Below are 22,178 nucleotides of genomic sequence, written 5' to 3'. Positions count from 1 at the left end.
TTTGACTCATCGCAACTTGGCAAGGCCGACTGGCCGTCCGAGCTTATGCGAGGAGCCATGCGGCGTTTGAGCTGCAAATAATGCTTACCGCTTACGACGAATAATATTCGACGACCAGGTTCGGTTCCATCTTGACCGGATACGGCACTTCGGCCAGTTCGGGCATACGGATGTAGCGGGCCTTCATGGCCTTGGCGTCGAGTTCGATATAATCCGGCACGTCGCGCTCGGGCGATTGCAGGGCTTCGAGCACCAGCGCCATATTGCGCGAACGCTCACGCACCTCGACAACATCGTCCGGCTTGACGCGATAAGAAGGGATGTTGACGCGCTTGCCATTGACCAGAACGTGGCCGTGGTTGACGAACTGACGGGCCGCCCACACGGTCGGCACGAACTTGGCGCGGTAAACGAGCGCATCGAGGCGCGATTCGAGCAGCGAGATCAGGTTTTCCGAGGTATTGCCCTTGCGGCGATCAGCCTCTTCATAGGTGCGCAGGAATTGCTTTTCGGTGATGTTACCGTAATAGCCCTTCAGCTTTTGCTTGGCCTTCAGTTGCAGGCCGAAGTCCGAGGTCTTCTGCTTGCGGCGCTGACCATGCTGGCCGGGGCCGTAAGAGCGCTTGTTGACGGGGGACTTGGGACGGCCCCACAGGTTTTCACCCATGACGCGGTCGAGTTTGTACTTGGCGCTATGGCGCTTTGACATATCGTACCTTCTTAATCATCCCGGCCGGCTTCCCGCACTCTGCGGAAGGCAATTGCAACGGCGGCGTCAGGATCACCCGTTATATCCAGTCAAAAACCGGAAGCGGCGCGTTTACGGGTTTTGCCGGTCAAAGTCAAGTCGCTGACTGCCAAAAGGCAGGCGGCCTAGTTGCCTGCTTTCAGCCGATCCGCATGGAAGGCCAGATGGTCGTCGATAAAGCTGCGGATGAAATAGTAGCTGTGATCATAGCCATCCTGATAGCGCAGGCTGATCTTCTGCCCCGCCGTGGCGGCGGCCTGTTCCAGCCTTTCGGGCATGAGCTGGTTTTCCAGAAACGGATCGGCCAGACCCTGATCGATCAGGATGTCGTCAAACGGCTTGCCCCCGCCCTGCGCCAGACGCAGCGCCGCGTCATAGCGTTCCCAACGGGCATGGTCGGAGCCGAGATAGGCGGCCAGCGCCTTTTCGCCCCACGGCGCGTGCATGGCCGAGGCAATCGGCGCAAAGGCCGATACCGAGCGAAACAGGTGCGGATAGTTCATGGCCAGGGTGAGCGCGCCGTGCCCGCCCATCGAATGGCCGAAAATGCCACGCCGCGCCGGATCAGCCGGAAAATTGCTCTCGATGGCCGCGATCAGATCCTTGATGATATAGGATTCCATCTGGAAATGCGCGCTCCACGGGCCTTGCGTGGCGTCGAGGTAAAACCCGGCCCCCTGGCCGAGATCGCTGGCCGGATCGTCGGCCACCTCAGGCCCGCGCGGGCTGGTATCGGGGGCGACGATGATCAGGCCCAGTTCGGACGCCTTACGATAGGCGCCGGCTTTTTCGGTGAAATTGGCGGCTGTGCAGGTCAGGCCCGACAGCCAGTAGAGGGTGGGAAAAGGCGCGTCGGTGCGCTGTTCGGCGACATCGGGAATAAAGACGGAGGCCTGCATGGGCACACCGGTGGCGACACTGTCGTGACGGATAAAATAGAGGATTCCGTCGTGAATGCGATGCTGTGAAAGAAAATCAATTGAGAACATGCTCTTCCTTTTTAGACGTCCTGAATCAGACACCGTCCCACCTCGCAGCTTACAGTTGACGTTTACGGAATTTCACATGAATCTGAAGTGTCGTGCGCAAATTTTCGATAAGTATATGCAGCCAGATACCGCATATTGATGGGTTTAGACCCGCTCAGAACAGGATGACCGAGCGGATGCTTTCGCCTGCGTGCATCAGGTCGAAAGCCTCATTGATGCGTTCCAGCGGGAAGGTGTGGGTGATCATCGGGTCGATTTCGATCTTGCCGTCCATATACCAGTCAACAATTTTCGGCACGTCGGTGCGGCCGCGCGCCCCGCCGAAAGCCGAGCCTTTCCACACCCGTCCGGTGACCAGTTGGAAGGGCCGCGTGGCGATCTCCTTGCCCGCTTCGGCCACGCCGATAATGATGCTCTCGCCCCAGCCGCGATGGCAGGCTTCCAGCGCCGTGCGCATAACATCGGTATTGCCGGTGCAGTCAAAGGTATAATCGGCACCGCCATCGGTCAGGGCCACCAGATGCGCCACCAGATCGCCCGGTACACGCGACGGATTGACGAAATCGGTCATGCCGAAGCGTCGGCCCCATTCCGCCTTGCCGTCATTGAGATCGACGCCGACGATTTTATCGGCACCGGCCAGTTTCAGCCCCTGAATGACATTCAGCCCGATCCCGCCGAGGCCAAAGACAATGGCATTGGCCCCCGGTTCGACCCTGGCCGTATTGACCACGGCCCCCACGCCGGTCGTGACGCCGCAACCGATATAACAGGCCTTGTCGAACGGCGCATCGTCGCGGATTTTGGCCAGGGCGATTTCGGGCAGCACCGTATGGTTGGCGAAGGTGGAACAGCCCATATAGTGATGGATCGCCTGCCCCTTATAGGAAAAGCGCGTTGTGCCATCGGGCATCAGCCCCCGCCCTTGCGTGGCGCGGATGGCGGTACACAGATTGGTCTTGCGGCTCAGGCACGATTTGCACTGGCGGCATTCGGGCGTGTAGAGCGGAATCACGTGATCGCCGGGCTTGAGCGAGGTGACGCCGGGCCCGACCTCCAGCACGATGCCGGCGCCTTCGTGGCCGAGAATGGAGGGGAACAGCCCTTCCGAATCAAGCCCGTCCAGCGTGTAGGCGTCGGTATGGCAGACGCCTGTGGCCCTGATTTCGACCAGCACCTCGAACGCCTTAGGCCCTGCCAGATCGACTTCGACGATTTCAAGCGGTTTTTTCGCCTCAAAAGCAACGGCGGCGCGGGTTTTCATGGCGTTTCTCTCACTTAACGAACCTGTTGTTTGTGCGGTCACGGCACGGATTTGACAAGCGAAAAGACAATTTGCATCTAACTCTGGGTTGAAAATCATAAAGCCTTAACCCTGCTGCCCTAAGGTCAGTCGCATAGTTTTTGCGTACCCGGAGTTTTTCCATGACCATCAAATTCCGCATCCTGGCCCTCGTCGCCGGTTTTGCCATCATGGCGTCCGCCATTACCGGCCTCGGCCTCCTCACCATCAATGATTACAACAATATGCTGCTCTCGGCGGATCGGGCGCACGAAAACGCCTATCGCGGCGAGCATCTCAACCGGCTCGTCACCGGCGTGGTCATGGATTCGCGCGGCGTTTATATGGCGGCCGACACCAGCGCCGCCGCACCGTTTGCTGAGGGTATGAACAAGCAACTGGATGAGATTCAGGCCTTGCTGAGCGACTGGAAAGCCGATCTCAAACCGGGTGAATTGCCGGAATTCGGTGCTGTGCAGGACAAGGCGAACGAATTTATCGCCTTCCGCCGTGATCTGGCACGCCTGGGCACCGAAGTCTCACCGGCGGCTGCCAATGTGCAGGGCAATAACAGCGCCAATCGCACCAACCGCAAGGCGTTTCAGGCCAGTATCGATGCGATGGTCAACCATATCCGCAGCAATCTCGACCAGTCACAGGCCGATATGGCGCGTTACAAATCCGAGCGCTCGGTGCAGTTTCTGTCCATCGCCGCCGCCGGTATCCTGATGCTGATCGCCGCCTCCTTGTGGGTGGCCATCAAGTCGATTTCGCGCCCGCTGCAACAGGTGACCGAGAAGGTGATGCGCATTTCCGAAGGCGCTTACGATACGCAAATTGCTGAAAGCCGCGGCCGTGACGAAATCGCCTCGCTGTGGCGCTCGATCCGCACCCTGCGCGACCGGGCGCTGGAAGGCGAAACCCTGAAAGCCCATCAGGCCGAAGAAGACGAACGCATCGCCGCCAATATGCGTGCCGAACGCAACCGTATCGCCGGGGAATTTGAGCAATCAATGGGCGAACTGGCCCGGCGCTTCTCGCTGTCGTCACGTACCGTCGCCGAATCGGCGCGCACCCTGACCAGCAATGCCGATGCCGCCGCCGGACGCATCGAATCGGTCAACCACGCCGCCATCGACGCCGCCAATAATGTGCAGAGCGTGGCCGCCGCCACCGAGGAATTGTCGGCCAGCGTCCATGAGATCAACGAGCAGGTATCGCGCACCTCGCAGGTAACGCAGACCGCCGTGGCCGAAGCCGCCCGGAGCGAGGAAGCCATCCAGACCCTTAGCGCCGCTGCCGCCCAGATCGGCGAGGTCGTCAATCTGATTCAGGCCATCGCCGCCCAGACCAATCTGCTGGCGCTCAACGCCACCATCGAATCGGCGCGTGCCGGTGAGGCCGGCAAGGGTTTCGCCGTCGTGGCCTCCGAGGTCAAGCAACTGGCTCAGCAAACCGCCAAGGCTACCGACGACATCCGTTCCAAGATTTCAGAAATCCAGTCGGCCACCCACACCACAGTCGGCAGCATCAACACCATTGTGAAGACCATCGAGACTATCGGCGAACTGACAACCGCCATCGCGGCTTCCGTCGAACAACAGGGCGCGGCCACGCAGGAAATCGCCAACAATACCAACCGTGCCGCCGACGGCACGCGCGAGGTCACCAGTCACATGGCCAGTGTCGAGGGTGCCGCCGCCGAGGCGGGCACGTCTGCCAAGGCCCTGCTCACCCTGTCGGGCGATCTCGAACAGCGCTCGGAAGACCTGCATACCGAAGTGGCCGGTTTCGTCGAACGCCTGCGCGCGGCGTAAAGTCACACGGCTCTTATTGTTTAGTCCTTCAGCCCTTCCAGACCGTCGGCGGTCATGGTCAGATTGACCTCGATCAGGGTGTAGTCGGCCACACCATTGAGCGCAAACGGATCAAGGCGGACACAGGCCTCGACCTCGGCGCGCGTGCCTTTGGCGAAGATCATCCCGCCGGAGCGCGGCACCTTGCGGCCCGAAGCGAGGAACATCCCCGCCGCATAACCGGCCTTCAGCCAGTTCACATGGGCTTCGAGATGCTGATCGACGACATCGAGCGGCACCTTATAGGTCAGGGAGAGTATGAACATCAGGCTTTCACGCGGTTGATATGGCCCATCTTGCGGCCGGGACGCGGTTCGGCCTTGCCATAGACGTGCAGTTGCGCATTCGGCTCGGCGGCCAGTTGCGGCCAGGCCAGTATGTCATCGCCGAGCAGATTGGTCATTTCCACCGTGCAGCGTGCCTGCGTATCGCCGAGCGGCCAGCCCGCTACGGCGCGGATATGCTGTTCGAACTGATCGCACCAGCACCCAGTTTGCGTCCAGTGGCCGGAATTATGAACGCGCGGCGCGATCTCATTGAGCACCAGCCGGTCGCCTTCCAGCACAAACAGCTCGACGGCCAGAACGCCAACATAATCAAGCCCTTCCAGCACCTTGCGGGCGATGGTTTCAGCCTCGGCGGCCAATTTGGCGCTGATCCTGGCCGGGGCCAGTGTGGTGGCCAGAATGCCGCCGACATGGTGATTTTCGCCGATCGGAAAGGTCTTGATCTCGCCGTTCCAGCCGCGCGCCGCCACCACCGAGATTTCGCGGCTGAAGCTGGCCTTCGCTTCCAGAATGGCCGCGCGCCCGCCCAGAGATGCAAAGGCCGCCGCCGCATCGCCTGCGCCGCGCACCCAGACCTGCCCCTTGCCGTCATAGCCTTCGCGGCGCGTTTTCAGCAAGGCGGGCGCGCCCAGTTCGGTCAGGGCCGCTTGCAGATCGGCCAGACTGTCGATGGCGCGGAAATCGACGGTAGCGACGCCGTGCTCACGGGCGAAACGCTTTTCGAACACCCGGTCCTGGGTGATGCGCAGGGCCCGCGACGAAGGCGCCACGACATCTCCCTGCCCGGTCAGGAAATCGAGGCTGTCGGCCGGTACATTTTCAAACTCGAAGGTAACGACATCGCAAGCGGCAGCAAAAGCCGACAGCGCGGTCTTGTCGTCATAGGCGGCGACGGTGGCGCTGGCCGAAACCAAAGCTGCGGGTGCATCCGTTTCTGGGCCAAAAATGGCCACCTTAAAACCGAGGCGCGAGGCGGCCTGACTCAACATGCGGCCAAGCTGACCATCGCCGAGAATGCCGATTGTGGCACCTAAAGGAAGTATGTTCGTCATCAGTCTTCGACCGTCTCCGGCACAGAATCGGTCTGGGCCGTGCGGAAAGCCTCGACGCGCGCCGCCAGGGCGGGATCGCCTAGCGCCAGTATCTGCGCCGCCAGCAGACCGGCGTTTTTCGCGCCCGCCTCACCGACCGCCAGTGTGCCGACCGGCACGCCGCCCGGCATCTGCACGATGCTGAGCAGCGAATCAATGCCTTTCAGCCCGTCGCGCACCGGCACCGGCACACCCAGCACCGGCAGGGGGGTCAAGGCCGCCGTCATGCCGGGCAGATGGGCCGCCCCGCCCGCCCCGGCGATGATCACCTGATAGCCTGCCGCCTTGGCGCCCTCGGCAAATTCCACCATACGCTTAGGCGTGCGATGGGCCGACACCACCTGGGCGTGATAGGCCACACCAAGCTGGTCGAGCGCTGCGGCAGCGGCCTTCATCACGGCCCAGTCCGAGCGCGAGCCCATGATGATGGCGACGGGTACCGGCTCCGGCATCGCATAATCCTTTTGACATCAGGCGAAACCCGCCCTTTTGGAAAGGCGCGGAGTATAGCGGCGAAGTCTTTGTCTGCAAGCCGATTCACAGCCGATGACATAATTCGCCGAATGAAAAAGACTGTGCAGAAGCCACCCATGCCGCATTGCGCCATGACATCTTCCATGCTTTCATAAGGGCTGACGCGCTTCCTGCGATGCGCGCCCAGCCAGTATTCGGGATCAATGGGACTCGACTCACACCTCCATACGGCCATGCCTGACCGGCCCGCATCTTCTGCCGCACCCGCCTCTTCTTTCGCAGATGAGGGCGCGCCCCGGATTGCGCCTGCCACCACGGCTTCGATGCAGAGCCTGCTGGCCCAGTATTTCGCCGATCATGGTACGCAGGGCAATCTGGTCGTGCTCACCGAAGCCGCGCCGCAGGCCGTGGTCAGGCAGTCCCCCATGCCTGCGCCGGAAAACGTCTGGCCTGATGAGGCGCGCGCGACCGTGGAGGCCCTGCGCGCCGAACTGACGGATCTGCGCGCCCAACTGGCTCAGCAGGCCCTGCATTTGCAGGCCGCGCAAGGTCAGGCCGACAGCGACGTTCTGACCCCCACCCTCAACCGCCGCGCCTTCCTGCGCGAAGTGCAGCGCGCTATGGCCGATTGCCGCCGTTATGGCGAAGAGGCCTGCGTCATCTATATCGACATGGACAGTTTCAAATCCATCAATGACGCCTATGGCCATGCGGCGGGCGACGCCGCCCTGATCTATGTGGCCGACACGCTCAATGCCAGCGTGCGCGAAGGCGACAGTGTGGGCCGCATGGGTGGTGACGAATTCGCCATCATGCTGCGCCATGCCGATCTCAAATCGGCGCGGATCAAGGCAATGAAACTGGAAGCCGAACTGATGATGGGTACGTTCGAGCACAATGGCCTTTATCTGAAAACCGGCGGTTCGTTCGGCGTGCGCGCCTATGCCGGACAGCCTTCCGCCGAAGCCTGGCTTTCCGAGGCCGATGCCGCCATGTTCCTGGTCAAGAAGGCGTCGCGTTAAGCCTGTAAAGCCAGCCGTTCCTGTTCGGCGGCCAGATAGGGCAGAACCGCTTCGGCGGGCATGGGGCGGGCGAACAGATAACCCTGCACATGGCGGGCGCGCACCTGACGCAACAGGGCCATTTCGGCTTCAGTCTCCACGCCCTCGATCACGCATTCCAGATTAAGATTGCGCGCCAGATCGATGATTGTCTTGACGATTTTCAAAGCCGAGCCATGCTTGACAAGCTGAATGACAAAACTGCGATCAATCTTGATCTTGTCAATCGGCAGGCGGTGAATATAGCTGAAACTGGAATAGCCCGCGCCGAAATCATCGACGGCGATGCGGCAGCCCATCGCTTTCAGCCGCGCCAGCGCCTCGCAGGCCTGCTCGAAATCGGACAGCATGGCCGTTTCGGTGATCTCGAATTCGATGCGGTGTGGATCAATGCCGGAGTCGCGCACCGTGCGGATGACATTATTGATCGACAGGCCTGAACGCAGATCACGCGCCGACAGATTGAACGACACACGGGTATTATGCGGCCATTCCCGCACCTTGCGCAGGGCCTTTTCCAGCAAAAGCAGGGTGATTTCGGTGATCAGGCCCGAACGTTCAGCGGCCTTGATGAAAATATCGGGCCGCACCGCACCGAGCCTGGCGCTGTCCCAGCGCGCCAGAGCCTCAAAACTGATCGTGCGGTGCTCAACCACATCGACCTGCGGCTGGAAGACGATCGACAGTTCGCGATTCAGGTCGCTGGAGCGCAGGGTCTGATCGACCAGATTAAAATCGCGCATATCGGTTTCGTGGCGTTCCGAAAAGATGACCGCCGCGCCGCGTAAGTTTTGCTTGGCGTAGTAGAGGGCGTAATCGGCGCGCTCCAGCCATTGCGAGGCGTTCATTTCCCGGTCGGCGGCGCGCACGATGCCGATGGAGGCCGAGATATTGGCCGTGATGCCGCTCAGGCTGTAGGTTTCGCGCAAACGCTCGCACAGTTCGTCGCCAAAGGCGCTAAGCTGTGCGTCGGGCATGGCGTCGTGGATGATGATGGCAAATTCATCGCCACCCATGCGCGCCGGAAAGGCACGCTCGCCACAGATATGGCGCAGCCGTTCGGCCACCTCGATCAGCAGGGCGTCGCCGACGCTGTGGCCGTAGATGTCGTTGATCGGCTTGAAGCCATCGAGATCGACCAGGGCCAGACTGAACGGTGTGCCTTTAGCGCGGCTGGCCTCGAAGGTTCTGAAAAAATTGCGCCGGTTGGGCAGGCCGGTCAGGGCGTCGCCATCGGCCAGGGCCTGGGCTTCGCTGCGCAAAGTCTCGGCCTGAAGACGCGCCGACACCGCGCGCAACAGGGTTTTGCGTACCGACAGGGTGAGCACCATAGCCGTGGTAATGATGACCAGAACCATCATCGTATTTTCCAGCGGCGGCGAGGTGCCGGAGTGCCCGTAGGCCAGCCACAGGCCAGCGGCCAGGGCGGCCAGCACGCTGGGCACGATGACACGTAAAGACGCGCCCGTGGTGGCAAACATCAGGATCAGGAAGACGAAATAGACCAGCCTTTGCGCATTGAAATGCATGAGCTGGAACATGACGGGATTGGCCAGCAGCAGCATATTGAGGACCAGACCGATCCCGTCGAGCTGATACATCCGTCGGGCGCGTGGCAGAAAATAGATCACCGCCGCCAGCGCCACCAGAAGGGTGACGACCGACAGCTCCGTCAGCAACAGGCGGTCGATCCCGTTTTCCGTCATGCAGCGATAGATGATGACCGTGGTATAATAGAGGCTGACCACGAAGGCGTAACCGAAGACGATCGGTTTCATCGCGGCGGTTTCTTCGACTTCGCTCAAGGTGCGGGCCTGCACGCTGGACGCGGATTGAGGATCCGGATTTACCTTACCTGAAAACCTGATCACACGTGCCGCCTCGCTTTGTTACCGCACCGCATCCTTAGATGTGACCCCTAAAAAAATACCTAATTTCCGTGGTTTTATTTTACGCGCCACGACGGGACGCCGCGGTGCGCTCATCAATTTGTCACAAACGAGACTTGCCTTTCACGACGTGGCGGGCCTATAGATTTTCTATGCTGCAAACGCGAAACAATCCAATATCCGAAGCGGACCAGGCAGGCTTCGAGCGCCTGCACGATCTGATCCGCGCCGCCCGCGCCGCCGGAGCCGATGCCGCCGAGGCAGTGTTCGCCGAAAGCAGCGCCCTGTCGGTGGGTGTGCGCAAGGGCGCGGTCGAAACGGTTGAGCGCGATGAAACCGGCGATCTGGGCCTGCGCGTCTTTGTTGGCCGCAAACAGGCCGTAGCCTCGGTGTCCGAATTTTCTCCGGCCACGCTGGAGCGTCTGGTCGAACGCGCCGTGGCTATGGCACGGCTGGCCCCCGATGATCCCTATGCCGGTCTGGCCGATCCTGATCGCCTGTACAGGGCCGAGAGCGCTGCGCCCGATCTGGAGCTTTTCGACGCCACCGAGCCGAGCGCGCAAAGCCTGCAAGACCAGGCGCTGGCCATCGAGGCCGCCGGGCTGGCCACGCCTGCCCCCGCCGGTTCGACGCCCGGCAGCCTGCAAAGCGACGCCGCCAGCGCCGGGTTTGCGCGCAATGCGTGGCAGTTCGTGACATCCGACGGCTTTCAGGGCGCGCACCGCACCAGCCTCTTTTTCCAGTCGGGGCGCTTTATCGCCACGGACGCGGCGGGTCAGATGGAACGCGACGGCGAAGGCCGCAGCGTGCGCCATGCGTCCGACCTGCCCGATCTGGCCGAGACCGGTCGCATCGCCGCCGAACGCGCTCTGAAGGCGCTGGGCGCGCGTAAAATCGCCACGCAGAAGACGGCGGTCATGTTCGACCGTCAGGTGTCGCGTTCGCTGATCGGTCAGTTTCTCGCCGCGATTTCCGGCGGCATGATCGCGCGCGGTTCCAGCTTTCTTAAGGACCGGCTGGGCCAGAAACTATTCGATTCGTCGGTGCAGATCATCGATGATCCGCGCCGCGTGCGCGGTCTGGGGGCCTGCCTGTTCGATGATGAAGGCGTGACGGCGCAGCGCCTTGATCTGGTGCGTGACGGCGTGCTGACGACCTGGTTGCTGAATACGGCGAGTGCCCGCCAGCTTGGCATGACCACCACCGGCCACGCCTCGCGCGGACTGGCCGGTGCCCCCGGCATTGCCACGCATAATGTGACGCTGAGTGCCGGTGCGGAAACGCCGCAAAGCCTGATGCGTTCAGTCGGACAAGGTGTGCTGATCACCTCGATGTTCGGCCCCAGCGTCAACAGCGACACCGGCGACTGGTCGGCGGGCGCTTCGGGCTTCTGGTTCGAAAATGGCGAGATCGCCTATCCAGTCAATGAAATCACCGTGGCGGGCAATCTGATCGACATGTTCACACGGCTCGTTCCGGCCAGCGATCTGGAGATTCGCGGCACGCTCGATGCCCCCAGCCTGCTGATCGAGACGATGAGCGTCGGGGGAAAATGATGCGCGGCGGTTCCGACCTTGACCTGATCATCGACAAGGTTCGCCGCGCGGGCGCTCTGGCCCAGCATCTCAAGGCCCACGGCCTGATCACCCGTTACAAGGCCGATGGTTCCATCGTCACCAATGCCGATACCGAGGTCAATCTGTGGCTGAAAGAAGCCCTGCTCAGCGAGCGGCCCGATTATGGCTGGCAAAGCGAGGAAGAGGCCGACAACGCCCATCGCCTGAGCGCGCGGCGCACCTTTGTGCTCGATCCGATCGACGGCACGATGGGGCTTTCCAAGGGCAGCCCGTACTGGACGATCGCCCTGGCCATCGTCGAAGACGGCCAGCCCATATCCGCCGTGGTCTATGCGCCCGATTCGAATGAGCTTTACAGCGCGGCCTTAGGCGAAGGTGCGCGCCTCAATGACAGTCCGATTGAGGCCAGCCAGCGCAGCGAACTGGAAGGCGCCGAGGCGCTGGGCGATTCGCGCCTGTTCGGCAAGGACATCTGGCAAATCCCCTGGCCGCGCTTAAGCGTCCATTCGCGGCCATCTGTGGCCTATCGCATGGCCTGCGTGGCGGCGGGGACGGCCGATTTCACGATGGCGCTGACCCCCAAGCGCGACTGGGACGTGGCCGCCGCCACCCTGATCGCCCAGGAGGCCGGGGCCGTGGTCAGCGATCATATGGGCCAGCCTTACGGTTTCAATGCGCCCGACAGCCTCAAACTGAGTCTGGTCTGTTCGGGGCCCGCGCTGTTTGACGACATCATCCGGCGCTGCGCCCATCTCGAAACCCTGCAATCATAAAACATCAATAATAATCCCCTATACATCGACCCGTAAAAAAGAGCAGAGCCCAAAACCATGAGTGATAAACAACTTCTCCATATCGTGATCGGCGGGGAATTGACCGATCTGAACGGCACCACCTTCAAGGATCTGAAAGCGGTCGAGTTCGTCGGCGCCTATGCCAGCTACGAAGAGGCGGCGCGCGCCTGGCGATCCAAGGCGCAATCAACCGTTGATAATGCCCTGATGCGCTATTTCGTCATCCACGCCCACAAGCTGCTCGACCCGGACAGCGAGGCTAAGTAGGCGGAGAATTATAACCATGCCTTCGGCACAGGGAAAGAGTTGCAGACGACACCTCTCTCCTCTCTGTCGAGCGAAGTGAAGATGGGGTTTGGCAAAGCAAAAGTATAGCTTTTGCAAAGCCATGGTCGGCGAAAGCCGACGGAGGGGTCACTTTTCCTGAATAATGGCCCGGAGGTTTGATAGGGATTATGCGGGTAACGAACCGGCCCCCCGTCAGCGACACCAGCCCTTCGGGCTTCGCCCCGGTCTGGGCGCTGACACCTCCCCCGTACGCTGCGCTACAGGGGAGGAGGGTGAATGTCGATCCGCCCTCAGCCCTGTGCGCGTTCTACTTGCCGTGATCGGTCACGTCATCGGCGGCATTGTCGAGATTGTTTTTCACATTCTGCGCAGGTGACTGGTCGCCCAGCTTGTTGGCGGCCTTATCGACGCCTTTCGGCAGGGTGCTGACGGCATCGCCGACCCGCTCGGCCGGGCCGCGATGATCCTGCATCAGATAGACGGCACCCACGGCCAGAATGGCGATGATGATGACGGCAAGCACGACGATCAATGCGTTTTTGCCGGAAGAGGTGGTTGCGGCCATGAGGTATCTCCGTATTGGATAAAGTCATGTCTTGCCTAACAGAGACGGTGCAAGTTCGCCGTACCGGATGTCCGCGCGATTATAAGGCCTTGATCAGGAACTATTCGCGCTGCAACAGCCGGTCAGTGACCAGCCTGCCCCACCATGAGGCCTTGAAATCGGCCTTGAGGCGCTCAGGATCATAGTCGGGCCCCGTCACCCAGTCGAGGAAGCTGATGCCTTGCGGTTCGATGTCGCGCAGATAAACCTCAAACAGATAATCGAGCACGCCGGTCATGCCCGCCTTCATATGCAGGGTGCGCAGCCCCAACTCCTTCGCCGCCTCGCGGATCGGTTCGCCGAGATGCAGATGACGGTAGAGCACGCTCATCATGCCCGCCCGGTCAGCGCCCGATTTGCAGTGCAAAAGCGCTGGATAGGCAATGCGCTCAAACAAAGCCTTGGCGGCCAGAATCTCGGCGGCGGTCGGCAGGGAGCGCGAGGTCAGGCCGAAATCCTCCAGCGTGATCCCCAGTCGGTCGCAGGCGTATTTTTCGAGATAATAGAAGGAGCCCTTGCCGCCGCGTAAGTTGATCACCGTCCTGACGCCGTGATCGCGCCACCACTTAAGCTGGAACGGCCACGGCTGGTTGGTGCGCACCATCTGGGTGCCGATCCAGTGGGCATTGGTGAAGCCGAGGCGCAGATAGGCATGATCCGCCCACAGATAATGCAGATAGGTGGTGAAAAGCGTCCACGGCGTATCGGTGCGGAAGGGCCGGTTATGGACTTTCTTTTTCAGCAGTTTCAAACGACGAATCCGGTAGTGTGGGGCGGGCAAAACAGGCGCTGTAAACGCATAAAGGCGCGACAGGCGAAACGAAATGCCTATATAACGGCTGCCACAACTTTTGCCAGAGACTAAAGCATCCCATCCCCGGACGATATGCCCCTGCCCGTAACCGAAACCCAGCCCCCCGATATGCCGCGCAGCGTCCTGATCGCGCGCGTCTGGCGCAACTATCTGTCGCCGCACAAAGGCCTGCTGGGCTTGGCGCTTACCGGCGCGGTGGTGGTGGCCATCACCACCTCGCTGCTGGCCTGGTGGCTGGGGCCGTCGATCGACCTTCTGTTTCATACCGCCGCCGCCGACACGGCTCTGCGCCTGTTTTCGGCAGCGGCGCGCGACTGGATGCGCGCCCATCCGATGCTGATCGTGCCGCTGGTGATCATCGTGGCGGCGGCGATTCGCTTCATCGGTCAGCGCGTCCTGACCGTATCGCTCAATCAACTCGGCAACCAGTTGGTGGCCACGATCCAGCAGCAGTTGTTTTCGCGTCTTGTCCACGCCGATCTTGGCCGCCTGCAAACGGCCCATTCGGGGCAATATCTGTCGTCGGTACTGTATGATGCCGATCTGGTGCGCGACGCGGCCTCGACCGGCGTTGTGCAATATGTGCAAAGCGCCCTGATCGTCATTGGCGGGCTTATCACCATGTTTGTCTATGACTGGACGATGAGCCTGATCGTGCTTTTGGCCGGGCCGCTGATCGCCGTGGTCATGGGCCGCTATCTGCGCCTGACCGCCAAAGCCGCCAAGGGGGCGATGGCCGAAACCTCCAGCCTGTCAACGGCGGTGATGGAAAGCCTGGACGGCGTCAAGATCATCAAGATCAGCCATCAGGAGGCTTTCGAGGAGGCCCGCGTCGGTGAGGTGATCGCGCGCCGCCTGCATCATATGATCAGGGGCGCCAATGCCCGTTCGATGGCCGCGCCCGCCACGGAGGTTTTGACCGCCTTTCTGATGGCCGGTCTGCTGGCCTATGCCGGCTGGCGCGCTGAAAGCGGCGCCATGACGGCGGGCAGCCTGTTCGCCTTTATCATGGCGCTCGGCACGGCCAGTCAGGGCCTGCGCCAGCTTTCCGGTCTGCAAGGCACGTTTAGCCAAGGCATGGTGGCGGCGCGGCGTCTGTTTGCGGCGCTCGATGTCCAGCCGGAAATCACCGATGCGGAAGGTGCGCTTGATCTGCCGCGCGATTTCAAGACGGTCAGCTTTGAAGATGTCAGCTTTGCCTATGGCGATGCGGCGGTTTTGAAAAATGTCAGCCTGTCGGCCAAACCGGGTGAAACCGTAGCGCTGGTCGGCCCTTCGGGGTCGGGCAAATCGACCCTGCTCAATCTGATCCCGCGTTTCTTCGACCTGACCTCAGGCGCAATACGCTTTGGCGATCTTGATCACCGCCAGATTGCACTGAGCGCTTTGCGTTCTCGCATCGCCCTGGTGACGCAGGATCCTTTCCTGTTCGACGACACGATCCGCGCCAATATCGCCTATGGCAATGGCAACCCCAGCCAAGACGAGATCGAACAGGCCGCGAAGGATGCTGCCGCCCACGATTTCATCATGGAATTGCCGCAAGGCTATGACACCCGCGCCGGTGAGGCTGGTTCGCGCCTGTCAGGCGGTCAGAAACAGCGCATCGCCATCGCCCGCGCCTTTCTCAAAAACGCGCCGCTGCTGCTGCTCGATGAAGCCACCTCGGCGCTCGATACCGAATCGGAAATCAAGGTGCAGTCAGCGCTGGAGCGGCTGATGCACGGCCGCACCACCTTCGTGGTGGCGCACCGGTTGTCGACGGTTCGCCATGCCGACCAGATTCTGGTCTTGAGCGCCGGTGAAATCGTCGAGCGCGGCACGCATGACCAGTTACTGGCCGCAGGCGGCCTCTATGCACGTCTGGCGGCCAGCCAGTTCGATCTGCCCATTCAGGACAAGACCGTATGAAGACCGCCCTCGATACCCATTTTTCCCGTGTCCTCATCGCCGCCCTGGTGTCGGGTTATTTGAAATTCTGTTACGCCACAACGCGCTGGCGCACCGAGGGTCAGGCCGAGGTTGAGGCCGTCTGGGCCGAAGGCGGGCCGGTGGTGCTGATGTTCTGGCACGAACGCCTGCATCTCGGCCATGCCAGTTGGCCGATCGGGCGCGCCCAGCCGGTGGCCGTGCTGACCTCACTGTCGAAGTTTGGCGACGTGATCGCTGAAATCAACAAGCATTTCGCCCACCATACGATCCGCGGTTCCTCGGCCAAGAAATCCGATCCTTCAAAAAACAAGGGGGGCGCTCAGGCCTTCCGCGATCTGCTGCGCTGGATTCGCCAGGGCAATTGCGCCGCCACCACGCCCGACGGGCCGCGCGGGCCGCGCCGCCACATGGCCGACGGTTCGCTGAAATTATCGCAGATGTGCAAGGCGAAGCTGGTCTGCCTTGGCCAGTCAACCAACCATTATCTGCGCTTCAATTCGTGGGATCATATGCGCCTGCCCCTGCCCTTCGGTAAGGGCGCGATGGTCTGGCAGGTGCTGCCGGTCGTGCCCGCCGATGCCGATGAGGCCGAATTCGAGCGCCTGCGCGGCGAGGCCGAGACGGTGTTGAGCGCCGTCACCGACCGGGCCGATGTGCTGGTGGGGCTGACACCGGATCCCGCCCTGTCATGACATTGGCCCTCACACTCTATCGGCAATTCATGCGCGGCTTCAATGGTTTCGCGCCCGGCGTGCTGCGCCGACGAATCAAGGAAGGCAAGGAGGACGCGACGCGCTGGCGCGAGCGGCTTGGGGAAAGCCCCGTCCTGCGACCGCAAGGCCCGCTCGTCTGGTTTCACGGCGTCAGTGTCGGCGAAAGCCTGTCGGCCCTGCCGGTCATCGAGCGTTTGCGCCATGATCGGCCCGATCTGACCGTGCTGATCACCACCGCCACCACCACCTCGGCGGAAATTCTGGCGCAGCGCCTGCCCGAAGGGGTGATCCACCAGTTTGCCCCCGTCGATACGCCGCAGGCCGTCACCGCCTTTCTTGATCGCTGGCGGCCCGGTCTGGCCGTCTTTATCGAAAGCGACATCTGGCCGGTGATGCTGGGCGAACTGACGCGGCGGCGCACACCGCACGCCCTGATCAGCGCCCGCATTACCGAAAAGACTTTTCGCGGCTGGCGACGCTTCCGCGCTTCGATGCGTGTCCTGCTGACCAACTATGCCGTGATCATCGCTCAGGACGCGGCCAGCGAAACGCGGCTGCGGGCTATGGGCGGTGATGTGGCGGCCAGGCTGGGCCCGCGCGCCAATCTGAAGACGCTGGGCGCGCCTCTGCCGGTCGATGCCGCCGCGCGCAAGACCCTGCGCATCATGATCGGTCGCCGCTTCGTCTATCTGGCCGCCAGCACCCATACCGGCGAAGAGGTGCTGATCGCCGAAGCGCTGGATGCGGGCCTGCTGGGTGGTGATCTGCTCATTCTGGCGCCGCGCCACCCGATGCGGGCCGCCGACATCCGGCGCACCATCGAGGCGATGGGGCTGAAGGTGGCGCAGCGCTCGAAGGGCGAACGGATCAGCGACCGCACCCAGGTCTATCTGGCCGATACGCTGGGCGAACTGGGACTTTTGTTCGGCGTGGCCGACATCACCATCATGGGCGGCAGTTTCGCGGAAGGCATTGGCGGTCACAATCCGCTCGAAGCGGCCCGCCTTGACCGCAGCGTCATCACCGGCCCCGACACCGCCAACTGGCGCGGCATTTACGAAGACCTCATCCGCGAAGATGCGGCCCGGCGCGTCGGCACCGCAGGCGAACTGGCTTCGCTGCTGCGCCACTGGCGTCAGCACCCCGACATCGTGCGCGCGATGGATGCCCGCGCCCTGGCTTTCAGCCAGCGCGAAGGCGGGGCGCTGGAGGTGGTGATGACGGCGCTCGAACCTCTGCTGCCCACCTCTCAGCTATCGGCAAAGGCGGGCTGATGGCGATGCGCACCCCCGCCTGGTGGTATCGCAAGGATGCGCAAGGCGCGCCGTGGTGGCGGCCCCTTCTGTGGCCCCTGTCGCTCATCTGGCGGGCGGTCAATGCGCTGAAACGCGCCACGGCCAAACCTTATCGCGCGGCGCTGCGGGTTATCAGCGTCGGCAATCTGACGCTCGGCGGTTCGGGCAAGACTCCCGTTACGGCTGAGCTTTTGCGTTTTCTGGGGGATCGTGCCGTCGGCCTGTCGCGCGGCCACGGCGGGCGCTTAAGTGGCCCCTTGCTGGTCGATCCGGCCCGCCACAGCGCCGCCGATGTCGGTGACGAGGCCCTGATGCTGGCCCGCCACCACGACATCTTTGTATCGCGCGACCGCGCCACGGGCCTGCGCGCCATCGAGGCGACCGCCACCGACACCGTCGTGCTGGATGACGCCCACCAGAATCCCACCATCGTCAAGGACATCCACATACTGGTGGTGGACGGCGACACAAAAAACGACGCATGGCCGTTCGGCGATGAGGGCGTCTGCCCCTATGGGCCGATGCGCGAACCCTTCGCCGTGGGCTTCGCACGCGCCAATCTCAGTATCATCTGGCTGCCCAGCGAGGACGCCACACCCGATCCAGACCTGCTGGCAAAGCTGGCCGAAAAGCCGGTTTTTATCGCCCGACTGGTGGCCGAACCGGTGACGAACAGGCCGCATGTGCTGGGTTTCGCCGCCATCGCCAAGCCGTGGAAGTTCGAAGCTACCTTGCGCCGCCTCGGTTATGAAGTGGTTGAATTTGCCAGCTTCCCCGACCATGCGCCACTCTCCGATGCACAATTGGAAGCGCTTTATGCGCGTGCCGAAAAACAACTGGCTATGCTGATAACCACTGAAAAAGACTGGGTTCGCTTATCGCCTGGCTGGCGAGAGCGCATCCAGTGCCTGCCGATCCGCGCCCGATTTGACACACCTGAAGCCTTACAGAACGCTCTTGGCGATAAGCCGGCACCTGAGGCTTGATTATGGTGAAAAGCGGCGCTAGGCTCTAACCAAATTAAAATAAGAAAAGACGGTCGAGGAAAAACACGCATGATGACGGGATATATCTCCCGCCTTTCAGCATCGCTTTGCCGTCATTTACAAAAATACCGGGAGCGGTCGAGGGGCCGCGTCTTTCCGCCCGGAAAAAAGGAGTGAACGTTACATGAAGCCCCATCGGCCCTTGCACGCCCTTATGCCTGCCCGGCTTGTCTCCATCGGTCTTGCCAGCCTGATGCTGGCCGCCGCTGCGCCCGCCCTGGCGCAAGGTGGTTATGCCACAAACGGCGCTACCGCAGATACTGAACATGTGACGGCCGGGCGTGAAACCGACCTGGTTCAGAATCAGATCAAGAGTTACAATTCGTTCACCAACGACAGTAGCCCGGCCGCGCCGACCGTCTATGCCAATCCGGGCGAAAAATTCGTGGCCATCTCGCCGGAAGATCAGGTCAAGCTGATGGGTGCTGGCATCAATATCATTCCGGGCTGGGATCCCTATTGGGACGGCAAGCCGACCACCTTCAAGGATTCGGACATTAAAAACGTGGCCGAGGCGGGCTTCAAAACCATCCGCGTGCCGATCATGCCTTTCACCCATATCATTGATACCCAGGGCAATCTCGATCCGGCCTATCTGAAACGTATCGATCACATTATCGATCTGGCCATCGCCAACCACCTCAATATCATTATCGACGAGCACAATTATAACGAATGCGCCAAGGACGCCGATGGCTGCGGCATTCTTTTATCGAATGTCTGGTACGATCTGGCCCTGCGTTACCAGACCGCGCCGAATTCTGTGATGTTCGAACTGCTCAATGAGCCGAACGGCCAGATTGACGCCAAGATCTGGAACGCCTGGCTACCCGATCTGGTCGCCTCGGTGCGTCAGTTCGACCCGACGCGCAACATCATCATCGGCCCGGTGATGTGGAACAGCGCCGATCAGCTCGTCAATCTGAAACTGCCCGCCGACGCCCATACCATCGTCACCTTCCACTATTATACGCCGATGGAATTCACCCATCAGGGCGCAAGCTGGGTCAAGGAAGACGAAGGCCTGCGCAATGTCCGCTGGACGGGCACGCCGGAGCAAATGAGCGCCCTCAACACCACCTTCGATGCGGTCAAGGCGTGGAGCACCGCCAATAATCATCCGATCTTCCTCGGTGAATATGGTTCTTACGGCAAGTTCAACCACAATATGGCTGACCGCGCCGCCTGGACGCGCGCCGTTTCCGCCGCTGCCGATCAACGCGGCTTCGCCCGGGCCTACTGGCTCTATGAAGATGACGGCGGCTTCGGTGTCTATGACACATCAAAGGATCAATGGGTCAAGCCGATCCTGAAGGCCCTGCTGCCCGACAGCCCGGCTGCTCAATAAGAATGGCGGCGCAGTAGCTCGATTGGGGGGTAAACGGAAAAGGACGTCGGCAACGGCGTCCTTTTTTGTTTCAGCTATTTATACCGGCGCGTAAATCGTCAGATTTACGGCGAATAGCAGGCGGCGAGCGCCGCAGATGCTTTAGAGCGGTCTGCATTCTGATTGAATCGGTCAAAGGCATGCAACCCGCTCTACATTTTACATTTTTCCGCATCTCGCATTCAATTTGTAAGTCAAATTAAACGCTCGTTGCTTTAGGTCATCGACTCATTAGAGCGTTTCCCCAAAAAGTGGATCCACTTTTTGGATAAGGAAGAGCGATAAAACAAAAGCGTAGAGTGCCGATCTACTTCTATCAGATCGAAACCCGCTCTAAATCTTCAAGCTGAGTCCATCAAAAACCCCGGCTGTCACCAGCCGGGGTTTTTGAGTTGAGACATAGATAAAATCTACTGAACGAAGCCGCCGACGCCGCCGTCAAAGGTCATGACCGCCTTGCTCTGGCAGGCCGAACAGGCGACCTTGCGTTGTTTGGTGATGGTTTCCGTACGGGTCATGGTCAGGATCTTGATGCCCGCGCCGAAGCGGCGCAGCAGCGAACGTTCATTGCACTGACGCTCAGGAATCTGCGCCCGGCAGCTCAAGGTGCCATTATCGTCCCACAGGGCCTCATCCTTCTTGCAGATGTTGGTCTGGCCGCCATTGAAGTTGATATGGCTGCCGTCATAATCGGCGGCCGTCCATTGCATATGGGTGCCCGCGATGCAGCGATAGAGTTCACCGCGATAACCGGAAGCCACTTCACGGTCGGCGCTCAGTTGCGAGGCCGGATGCGGCACGCCGGTATCATCGATGCAGGTGGCCTGAATGATGACGCGCTTGGTCATGGTCTGCTGTTCGCTGTACGATTCCGAACGACCGGAGCAGCAATCGCCGCCCACTACGTTCAGATTACCGGCCTCCTGAGGATAACCGGGCGTCTGCGACCAGTTGCCGTAACCGCCGCCATAATAGGTGCCGCCCGCCGATGAGCCGGCCGAGGCGGTGGCTGAGGCCGAAGCGTTGACATTGACATTGACATTGACATTGCCGCCACCACCGTGGCCGCCGTGACCGCCACATGCATTGCACGGCGGACGCGGATTATGGGGCGGGGTGGGCGGCGGCGGCGGGGCGCAGCCGGTGTTGCAGGCCATAGCCTGACCGGCAACGGCCAGCAAACCTATGCCCATCATGACGCTGACAAGCTTGATCAGGAGTGCGCGCATCGAAATCTTCCTCTTTGGCATTGTGCCACGGTGGCTTTCGCAGCCAGATAAGCAAGAACCATACCGGCGCAAACTTGCCGTTTTCTTAAATTATTCAGAAAATCTGCGCTGTCCGGGGCAAAAGTGGCCAAAAACCGACCTATACCGGCAAGCTTCTTGCCTTTCCTGACTGGAAAGGAGATCGCCTTGCCCCATTCCAGCACAGTTGCCTTCTTAAGCTACTGGCGCGGCCTACAGCCCGAACCCGGACAAGCGCCGCTGCGCGAGCGCTTCGATCCGTCGCGCCTGAAGCACCTGATCCCGCAGATGATGATGATCTCCACCGCTGATGCACGCCACGGTTTTCGCCTGTCGGGCGGCTTTCTCGTGGCCCTGCATGGCCATGAGCTGAAGGATACGCCGTTTCTCGACCGCTTTCTGTCCCCCTTCGCCGATACGGTGGCCGCCGCCCTGGCCTTGAGCCGCCGCCGCGAGCAGCCCCTGCTGCTCACCCTGTCGGCACCGTGGCGAACGGCCCCCTCAGCCACGCCTCAGGCCGACCTGTCTTTGTTTCAAAATGAAACGGTGTCGTTTGAAATCTGCCTGTGCCCGATGCGTAATGCGGCGGGTAAGGTGGATCGGCTGGTCGGCATCTACCAGACCCTGTCGCCCATGCCGCGCAATCCGAATGGCCGGCTTGGCCGCTATACGCTGGTGGCGTCGCGCCTTTATGAGCCCGAGCGCCAGGTGCGCGCCGCCCATCTGCAACTGGTGGTGATAGAGGGCAAACGCATCGCATAACCTCTTGCTTTCTTATGCGTTCGGCGCGAGCTTGCCGTATGT

21 protein-coding genes are annotated in these 22,178 nt (G+C 61.3%); 11 read left to right on the top strand and 10 right to left on the bottom strand.

Translation table 11 applies throughout. The features are described from left to right. Positions 1–91: 91 nt before the first annotated feature. From rpsD to QB905_RS01915, 3 genes are all read right to left on the bottom strand, one after another. On the bottom strand, positions 92–709 hold the full coding sequence (rpsD, locus tag QB905_RS01925; protein ID WP_282972886.1) for a 30S ribosomal protein S4: 618 nt from the start codon (positions 707–709) through the stop codon (positions 92–94). A 164-nt stretch (positions 710–873) separates the two neighbouring features. Continuing rightward, entirely contained in the window at positions 874–1,737 is an 864-nt protein-coding gene (gene fghA, locus QB905_RS01920; protein ID WP_282972885.1) for an S-formylglutathione hydrolase, read from the bottom strand. 154 nt (positions 1,738–1,891) lie between these two features. After that, positions 1,892–3,001 (bottom strand): S-(hydroxymethyl)glutathione dehydrogenase/class III alcohol dehydrogenase, encoded by a 1,110-nt coding sequence (locus tag QB905_RS01915; RefSeq protein ID WP_282972884.1) that lies wholly within the window; start codon positions 2,999–3,001, stop codon positions 1,892–1,894. A 161-nt stretch (positions 3,002–3,162) separates the two neighbouring features. Here QB905_RS01915 and QB905_RS01910 point away from each other — a divergent pair, with 161 nt between their 5' ends. After that, positions 3,163–4,836, top strand: a complete 1,674-nt coding sequence (locus QB905_RS01910) for a methyl-accepting chemotaxis protein (protein ID WP_282972883.1) — start codon at positions 3,163–3,165, stop codon at positions 4,834–4,836. A 20-nt stretch (positions 4,837–4,856) separates the two neighbouring features. Here QB905_RS01910 and QB905_RS01905 read toward each other — a convergent pair whose 3' ends face one another. Genes QB905_RS01905 through purE form a run of 3 tightly spaced genes read right to left on the bottom strand, consistent with a single transcriptional unit; the run spans position 4,857 to position 6,705 of the window. Beyond that, on the bottom strand, positions 4,857–5,141 hold the full coding sequence (locus QB905_RS01905) for a YciI family protein (RefSeq protein WP_282972882.1): 285 nt from the start codon (positions 5,139–5,141) through the stop codon (positions 4,857–4,859). Next, positions 5,141–6,214 (bottom strand): 5-(carboxyamino)imidazole ribonucleotide synthase, encoded by a 1,074-nt coding sequence (locus tag QB905_RS01900; protein WP_282972881.1) that lies wholly within the window; start codon positions 6,212–6,214, stop codon positions 5,141–5,143. Before QB905_RS01900 ends, QB905_RS01905 begins: the two co-directional genes overlap by 1 nt. After that, on the bottom strand, positions 6,214–6,705 hold the full coding sequence (gene purE, locus QB905_RS01895) for a 5-(carboxyamino)imidazole ribonucleotide mutase (RefSeq protein ID WP_282972880.1): 492 nt from the start codon (positions 6,703–6,705) through the stop codon (positions 6,214–6,216). Before purE ends, QB905_RS01900 begins: the two co-directional genes overlap by 1 nt. Before the next feature lie 225 nt (positions 6,706–6,930). Here purE and QB905_RS01890 point away from each other — a divergent pair, with 225 nt between their 5' ends. Then, on the top strand, positions 6,931–7,749 hold the full coding sequence (locus QB905_RS01890; RefSeq protein WP_282972879.1) for a GGDEF domain-containing protein: 819 nt from the start codon (positions 6,931–6,933) through the stop codon (positions 7,747–7,749). On the opposite strand, the gene QB905_RS01885 is transcribed toward QB905_RS01890, so the two are convergent. After that, a complete protein-coding gene (locus tag QB905_RS01885) occupies positions 7,746–9,593 on the bottom strand; it encodes a putative bifunctional diguanylate cyclase/phosphodiesterase (RefSeq protein ID WP_282972878.1) in 1,848 nt (615 codons plus the stop codon). The genes QB905_RS01890 and QB905_RS01885 overlap by 4 nt on opposite strands. 236 nt (positions 9,594–9,829) lie before the next feature. Between QB905_RS01885 and QB905_RS01880 the strand changes: the two genes are divergently transcribed. From QB905_RS01880 to QB905_RS01870, 3 genes are read left to right on the top strand one after another with little or no spacing between them, the layout of a single operon-like run. Further along, on the top strand, positions 9,830–11,233 hold the full coding sequence (locus QB905_RS01880) for a TldD/PmbA family protein (RefSeq protein WP_282972877.1): 1,404 nt from the start codon (positions 9,830–9,832) through the stop codon (positions 11,231–11,233). After that, positions 11,230–12,027: a 3'(2'),5'-bisphosphate nucleotidase CysQ gene (locus QB905_RS01875; protein ID WP_282972875.1), complete on the top strand. Its 798-nt coding sequence runs from the start codon at positions 11,230–11,232 to the stop codon at positions 12,025–12,027. Before QB905_RS01880 ends, QB905_RS01875 begins: the two co-directional genes overlap by 4 nt. Positions 12,028–12,084: 57 nt before the next feature. Beyond that, positions 12,085–12,315 (top strand): DUF4170 domain-containing protein, encoded by a 231-nt coding sequence (locus QB905_RS01870; RefSeq protein WP_282972874.1) that lies wholly within the window; start codon positions 12,085–12,087, stop codon positions 12,313–12,315. A 328-nt stretch (positions 12,316–12,643) separates the two neighbouring features. Here QB905_RS01870 and QB905_RS01865 read toward each other — a convergent pair whose 3' ends face one another. Further along, positions 12,644–12,901, bottom strand: coding sequence for a hypothetical protein (locus QB905_RS01865; protein WP_282972873.1), 258 nt, complete (start codon positions 12,899–12,901; stop codon positions 12,644–12,646). Positions 12,902–13,001: 100 nt separating this feature from the next. After that, positions 13,002–13,691, bottom strand: coding sequence for a fused DSP-PTPase phosphatase/NAD kinase-like protein (locus QB905_RS01860; protein WP_282972872.1), 690 nt, complete (start codon positions 13,689–13,691; stop codon positions 13,002–13,004). Positions 13,692–13,826: 135 nt separating this feature from the next. Between QB905_RS01860 and QB905_RS01855 the strand changes: the two genes are divergently transcribed. The 5 genes from QB905_RS01855 to QB905_RS01835 all read left to right on the top strand — a co-directional run bounded on the left by QB905_RS01855 (position 13,827) and on the right by QB905_RS01835 (position 20,088). Further along, complete coding sequence (locus tag QB905_RS01855) at positions 13,827–15,665, top strand: ABC transporter ATP-binding protein (RefSeq protein ID WP_282972871.1); 1,839 nt, start codon at positions 13,827–13,829, stop codon at positions 15,663–15,665. Beyond that, complete coding sequence (locus tag QB905_RS01850) at positions 15,662–16,378, top strand: lysophospholipid acyltransferase family protein (protein ID WP_282972870.1); 717 nt, start codon at positions 15,662–15,664, stop codon at positions 16,376–16,378. The genes QB905_RS01855 and QB905_RS01850 overlap by 4 nt, the downstream gene beginning before the upstream one ends. Beyond that, positions 16,375–17,673 (top strand): 3-deoxy-D-manno-octulosonic acid transferase, encoded by a 1,299-nt coding sequence (locus QB905_RS01845; protein WP_282972869.1) that lies wholly within the window; start codon positions 16,375–16,377, stop codon positions 17,671–17,673. Before QB905_RS01850 ends, QB905_RS01845 begins: the two co-directional genes overlap by 4 nt. Continuing rightward, entirely contained in the window at positions 17,673–18,680 is a 1,008-nt protein-coding gene (gene lpxK, locus QB905_RS01840; protein WP_282972868.1) for a tetraacyldisaccharide 4'-kinase, read from the top strand. The genes QB905_RS01845 and lpxK overlap by 1 nt, the downstream gene beginning before the upstream one ends. 184 nt (positions 18,681–18,864) lie before the next feature. Then, positions 18,865–20,088 carry a glycoside hydrolase family 5 protein gene (locus QB905_RS01835; protein WP_282972867.1) on the top strand — a complete coding sequence of 408 codons (1,224 nt, stop codon included), beginning with the start codon at positions 18,865–18,867 and terminating at the stop codon, positions 20,086–20,088. A 449-nt stretch (positions 20,089–20,537) separates the two neighbouring features. Here QB905_RS01835 and QB905_RS01830 read toward each other — a convergent pair whose 3' ends face one another. Then, a complete protein-coding gene (locus QB905_RS01830; protein ID WP_282972866.1) occupies positions 20,538–21,356 on the bottom strand; it encodes a hypothetical protein in 819 nt (272 codons plus the stop codon). 186 nt (positions 21,357–21,542) lie between these two features. On the opposite strand from QB905_RS01830, the gene QB905_RS01825 reads away from it, so the two are divergent. Continuing rightward, entirely contained in the window at positions 21,543–22,136 is a 594-nt protein-coding gene (locus QB905_RS01825) for a PAS domain-containing protein (RefSeq protein ID WP_282972865.1), read from the top strand. The last annotated feature ends 42 nt before the right edge of the window (positions 22,137–22,178 follow it).

Origin of the sequence: Asticcacaulis sp. EMRT-3, from assembly GCF_030027245.1 — a bacterium.
Lineage (GTDB): Bacteria > Pseudomonadota > Alphaproteobacteria > Caulobacterales > Caulobacteraceae > Asticcacaulis.
This window is presented reverse-complemented; position numbering and strand designations above follow the sequence as displayed.

Coding starts and splice junctions, on each gene's coding strand:
- rpsD (WP_282972886.1), bottom strand. CDS start 709: ATGTCAAAGCGCCATAGCGCCAAGTACAAACTCGACCGCGTCATGGGT.
- fghA (WP_282972885.1), bottom strand. CDS start 1,737: ATGTTCTCAATTGATTTTCTTTCACAGCATCGCATTCACGACGGAATC.
- QB905_RS01915 (WP_282972884.1), bottom strand. CDS start 3,001: ATGAAAACCCGCGCCGCCGTTGCTTTTGAGGCGAAAAAACCGCTTGAA.
- QB905_RS01910 (WP_282972883.1), top strand. CDS start 3,163: ATGACCATCAAATTCCGCATCCTGGCCCTCGTCGCCGGTTTTGCCATC.
- QB905_RS01905 (WP_282972882.1), bottom strand. CDS start 5,141: ATGTTCATACTCTCCCTGACCTATAAGGTGCCGCTCGATGTCGTCGAT.
- QB905_RS01900 (WP_282972881.1), bottom strand. CDS start 6,214: ATGACGAACATACTTCCTTTAGGTGCCACAATCGGCATTCTCGGCGAT.
- purE (WP_282972880.1), bottom strand. CDS start 6,705: ATGCCGGAGCCGGTACCCGTCGCCATCATCATGGGCTCGCGCTCGGAC.
- QB905_RS01890 (WP_282972879.1), top strand. CDS start 6,931: ATGGGACTCGACTCACACCTCCATACGGCCATGCCTGACCGGCCCGCA.
- QB905_RS01880 (WP_282972877.1), top strand. CDS start 9,830: ATGCTGCAAACGCGAAACAATCCAATATCCGAAGCGGACCAGGCAGGC.
- QB905_RS01875 (WP_282972875.1), top strand. CDS start 11,230: ATGATGCGCGGCGGTTCCGACCTTGACCTGATCATCGACAAGGTTCGC.
- QB905_RS01870 (WP_282972874.1), top strand. CDS start 12,085: ATGAGTGATAAACAACTTCTCCATATCGTGATCGGCGGGGAATTGACC.
- QB905_RS01865 (WP_282972873.1), bottom strand. CDS start 12,901: ATGGCCGCAACCACCTCTTCCGGCAAAAACGCATTGATCGTCGTGCTT.
- QB905_RS01855 (WP_282972871.1), top strand. CDS start 13,827: ATGCCCCTGCCCGTAACCGAAACCCAGCCCCCCGATATGCCGCGCAGC.
- QB905_RS01850 (WP_282972870.1), top strand. CDS start 15,662: ATGAAGACCGCCCTCGATACCCATTTTTCCCGTGTCCTCATCGCCGCC.
- QB905_RS01845 (WP_282972869.1), top strand. CDS start 16,375: ATGACATTGGCCCTCACACTCTATCGGCAATTCATGCGCGGCTTCAAT.
- lpxK (WP_282972868.1), top strand. CDS start 17,673: ATGGCGATGCGCACCCCCGCCTGGTGGTATCGCAAGGATGCGCAAGGC.
- QB905_RS01835 (WP_282972867.1), top strand. CDS start 18,865: ATGAAGCCCCATCGGCCCTTGCACGCCCTTATGCCTGCCCGGCTTGTC.
- QB905_RS01830 (WP_282972866.1), bottom strand. CDS start 21,356: ATGCGCGCACTCCTGATCAAGCTTGTCAGCGTCATGATGGGCATAGGT.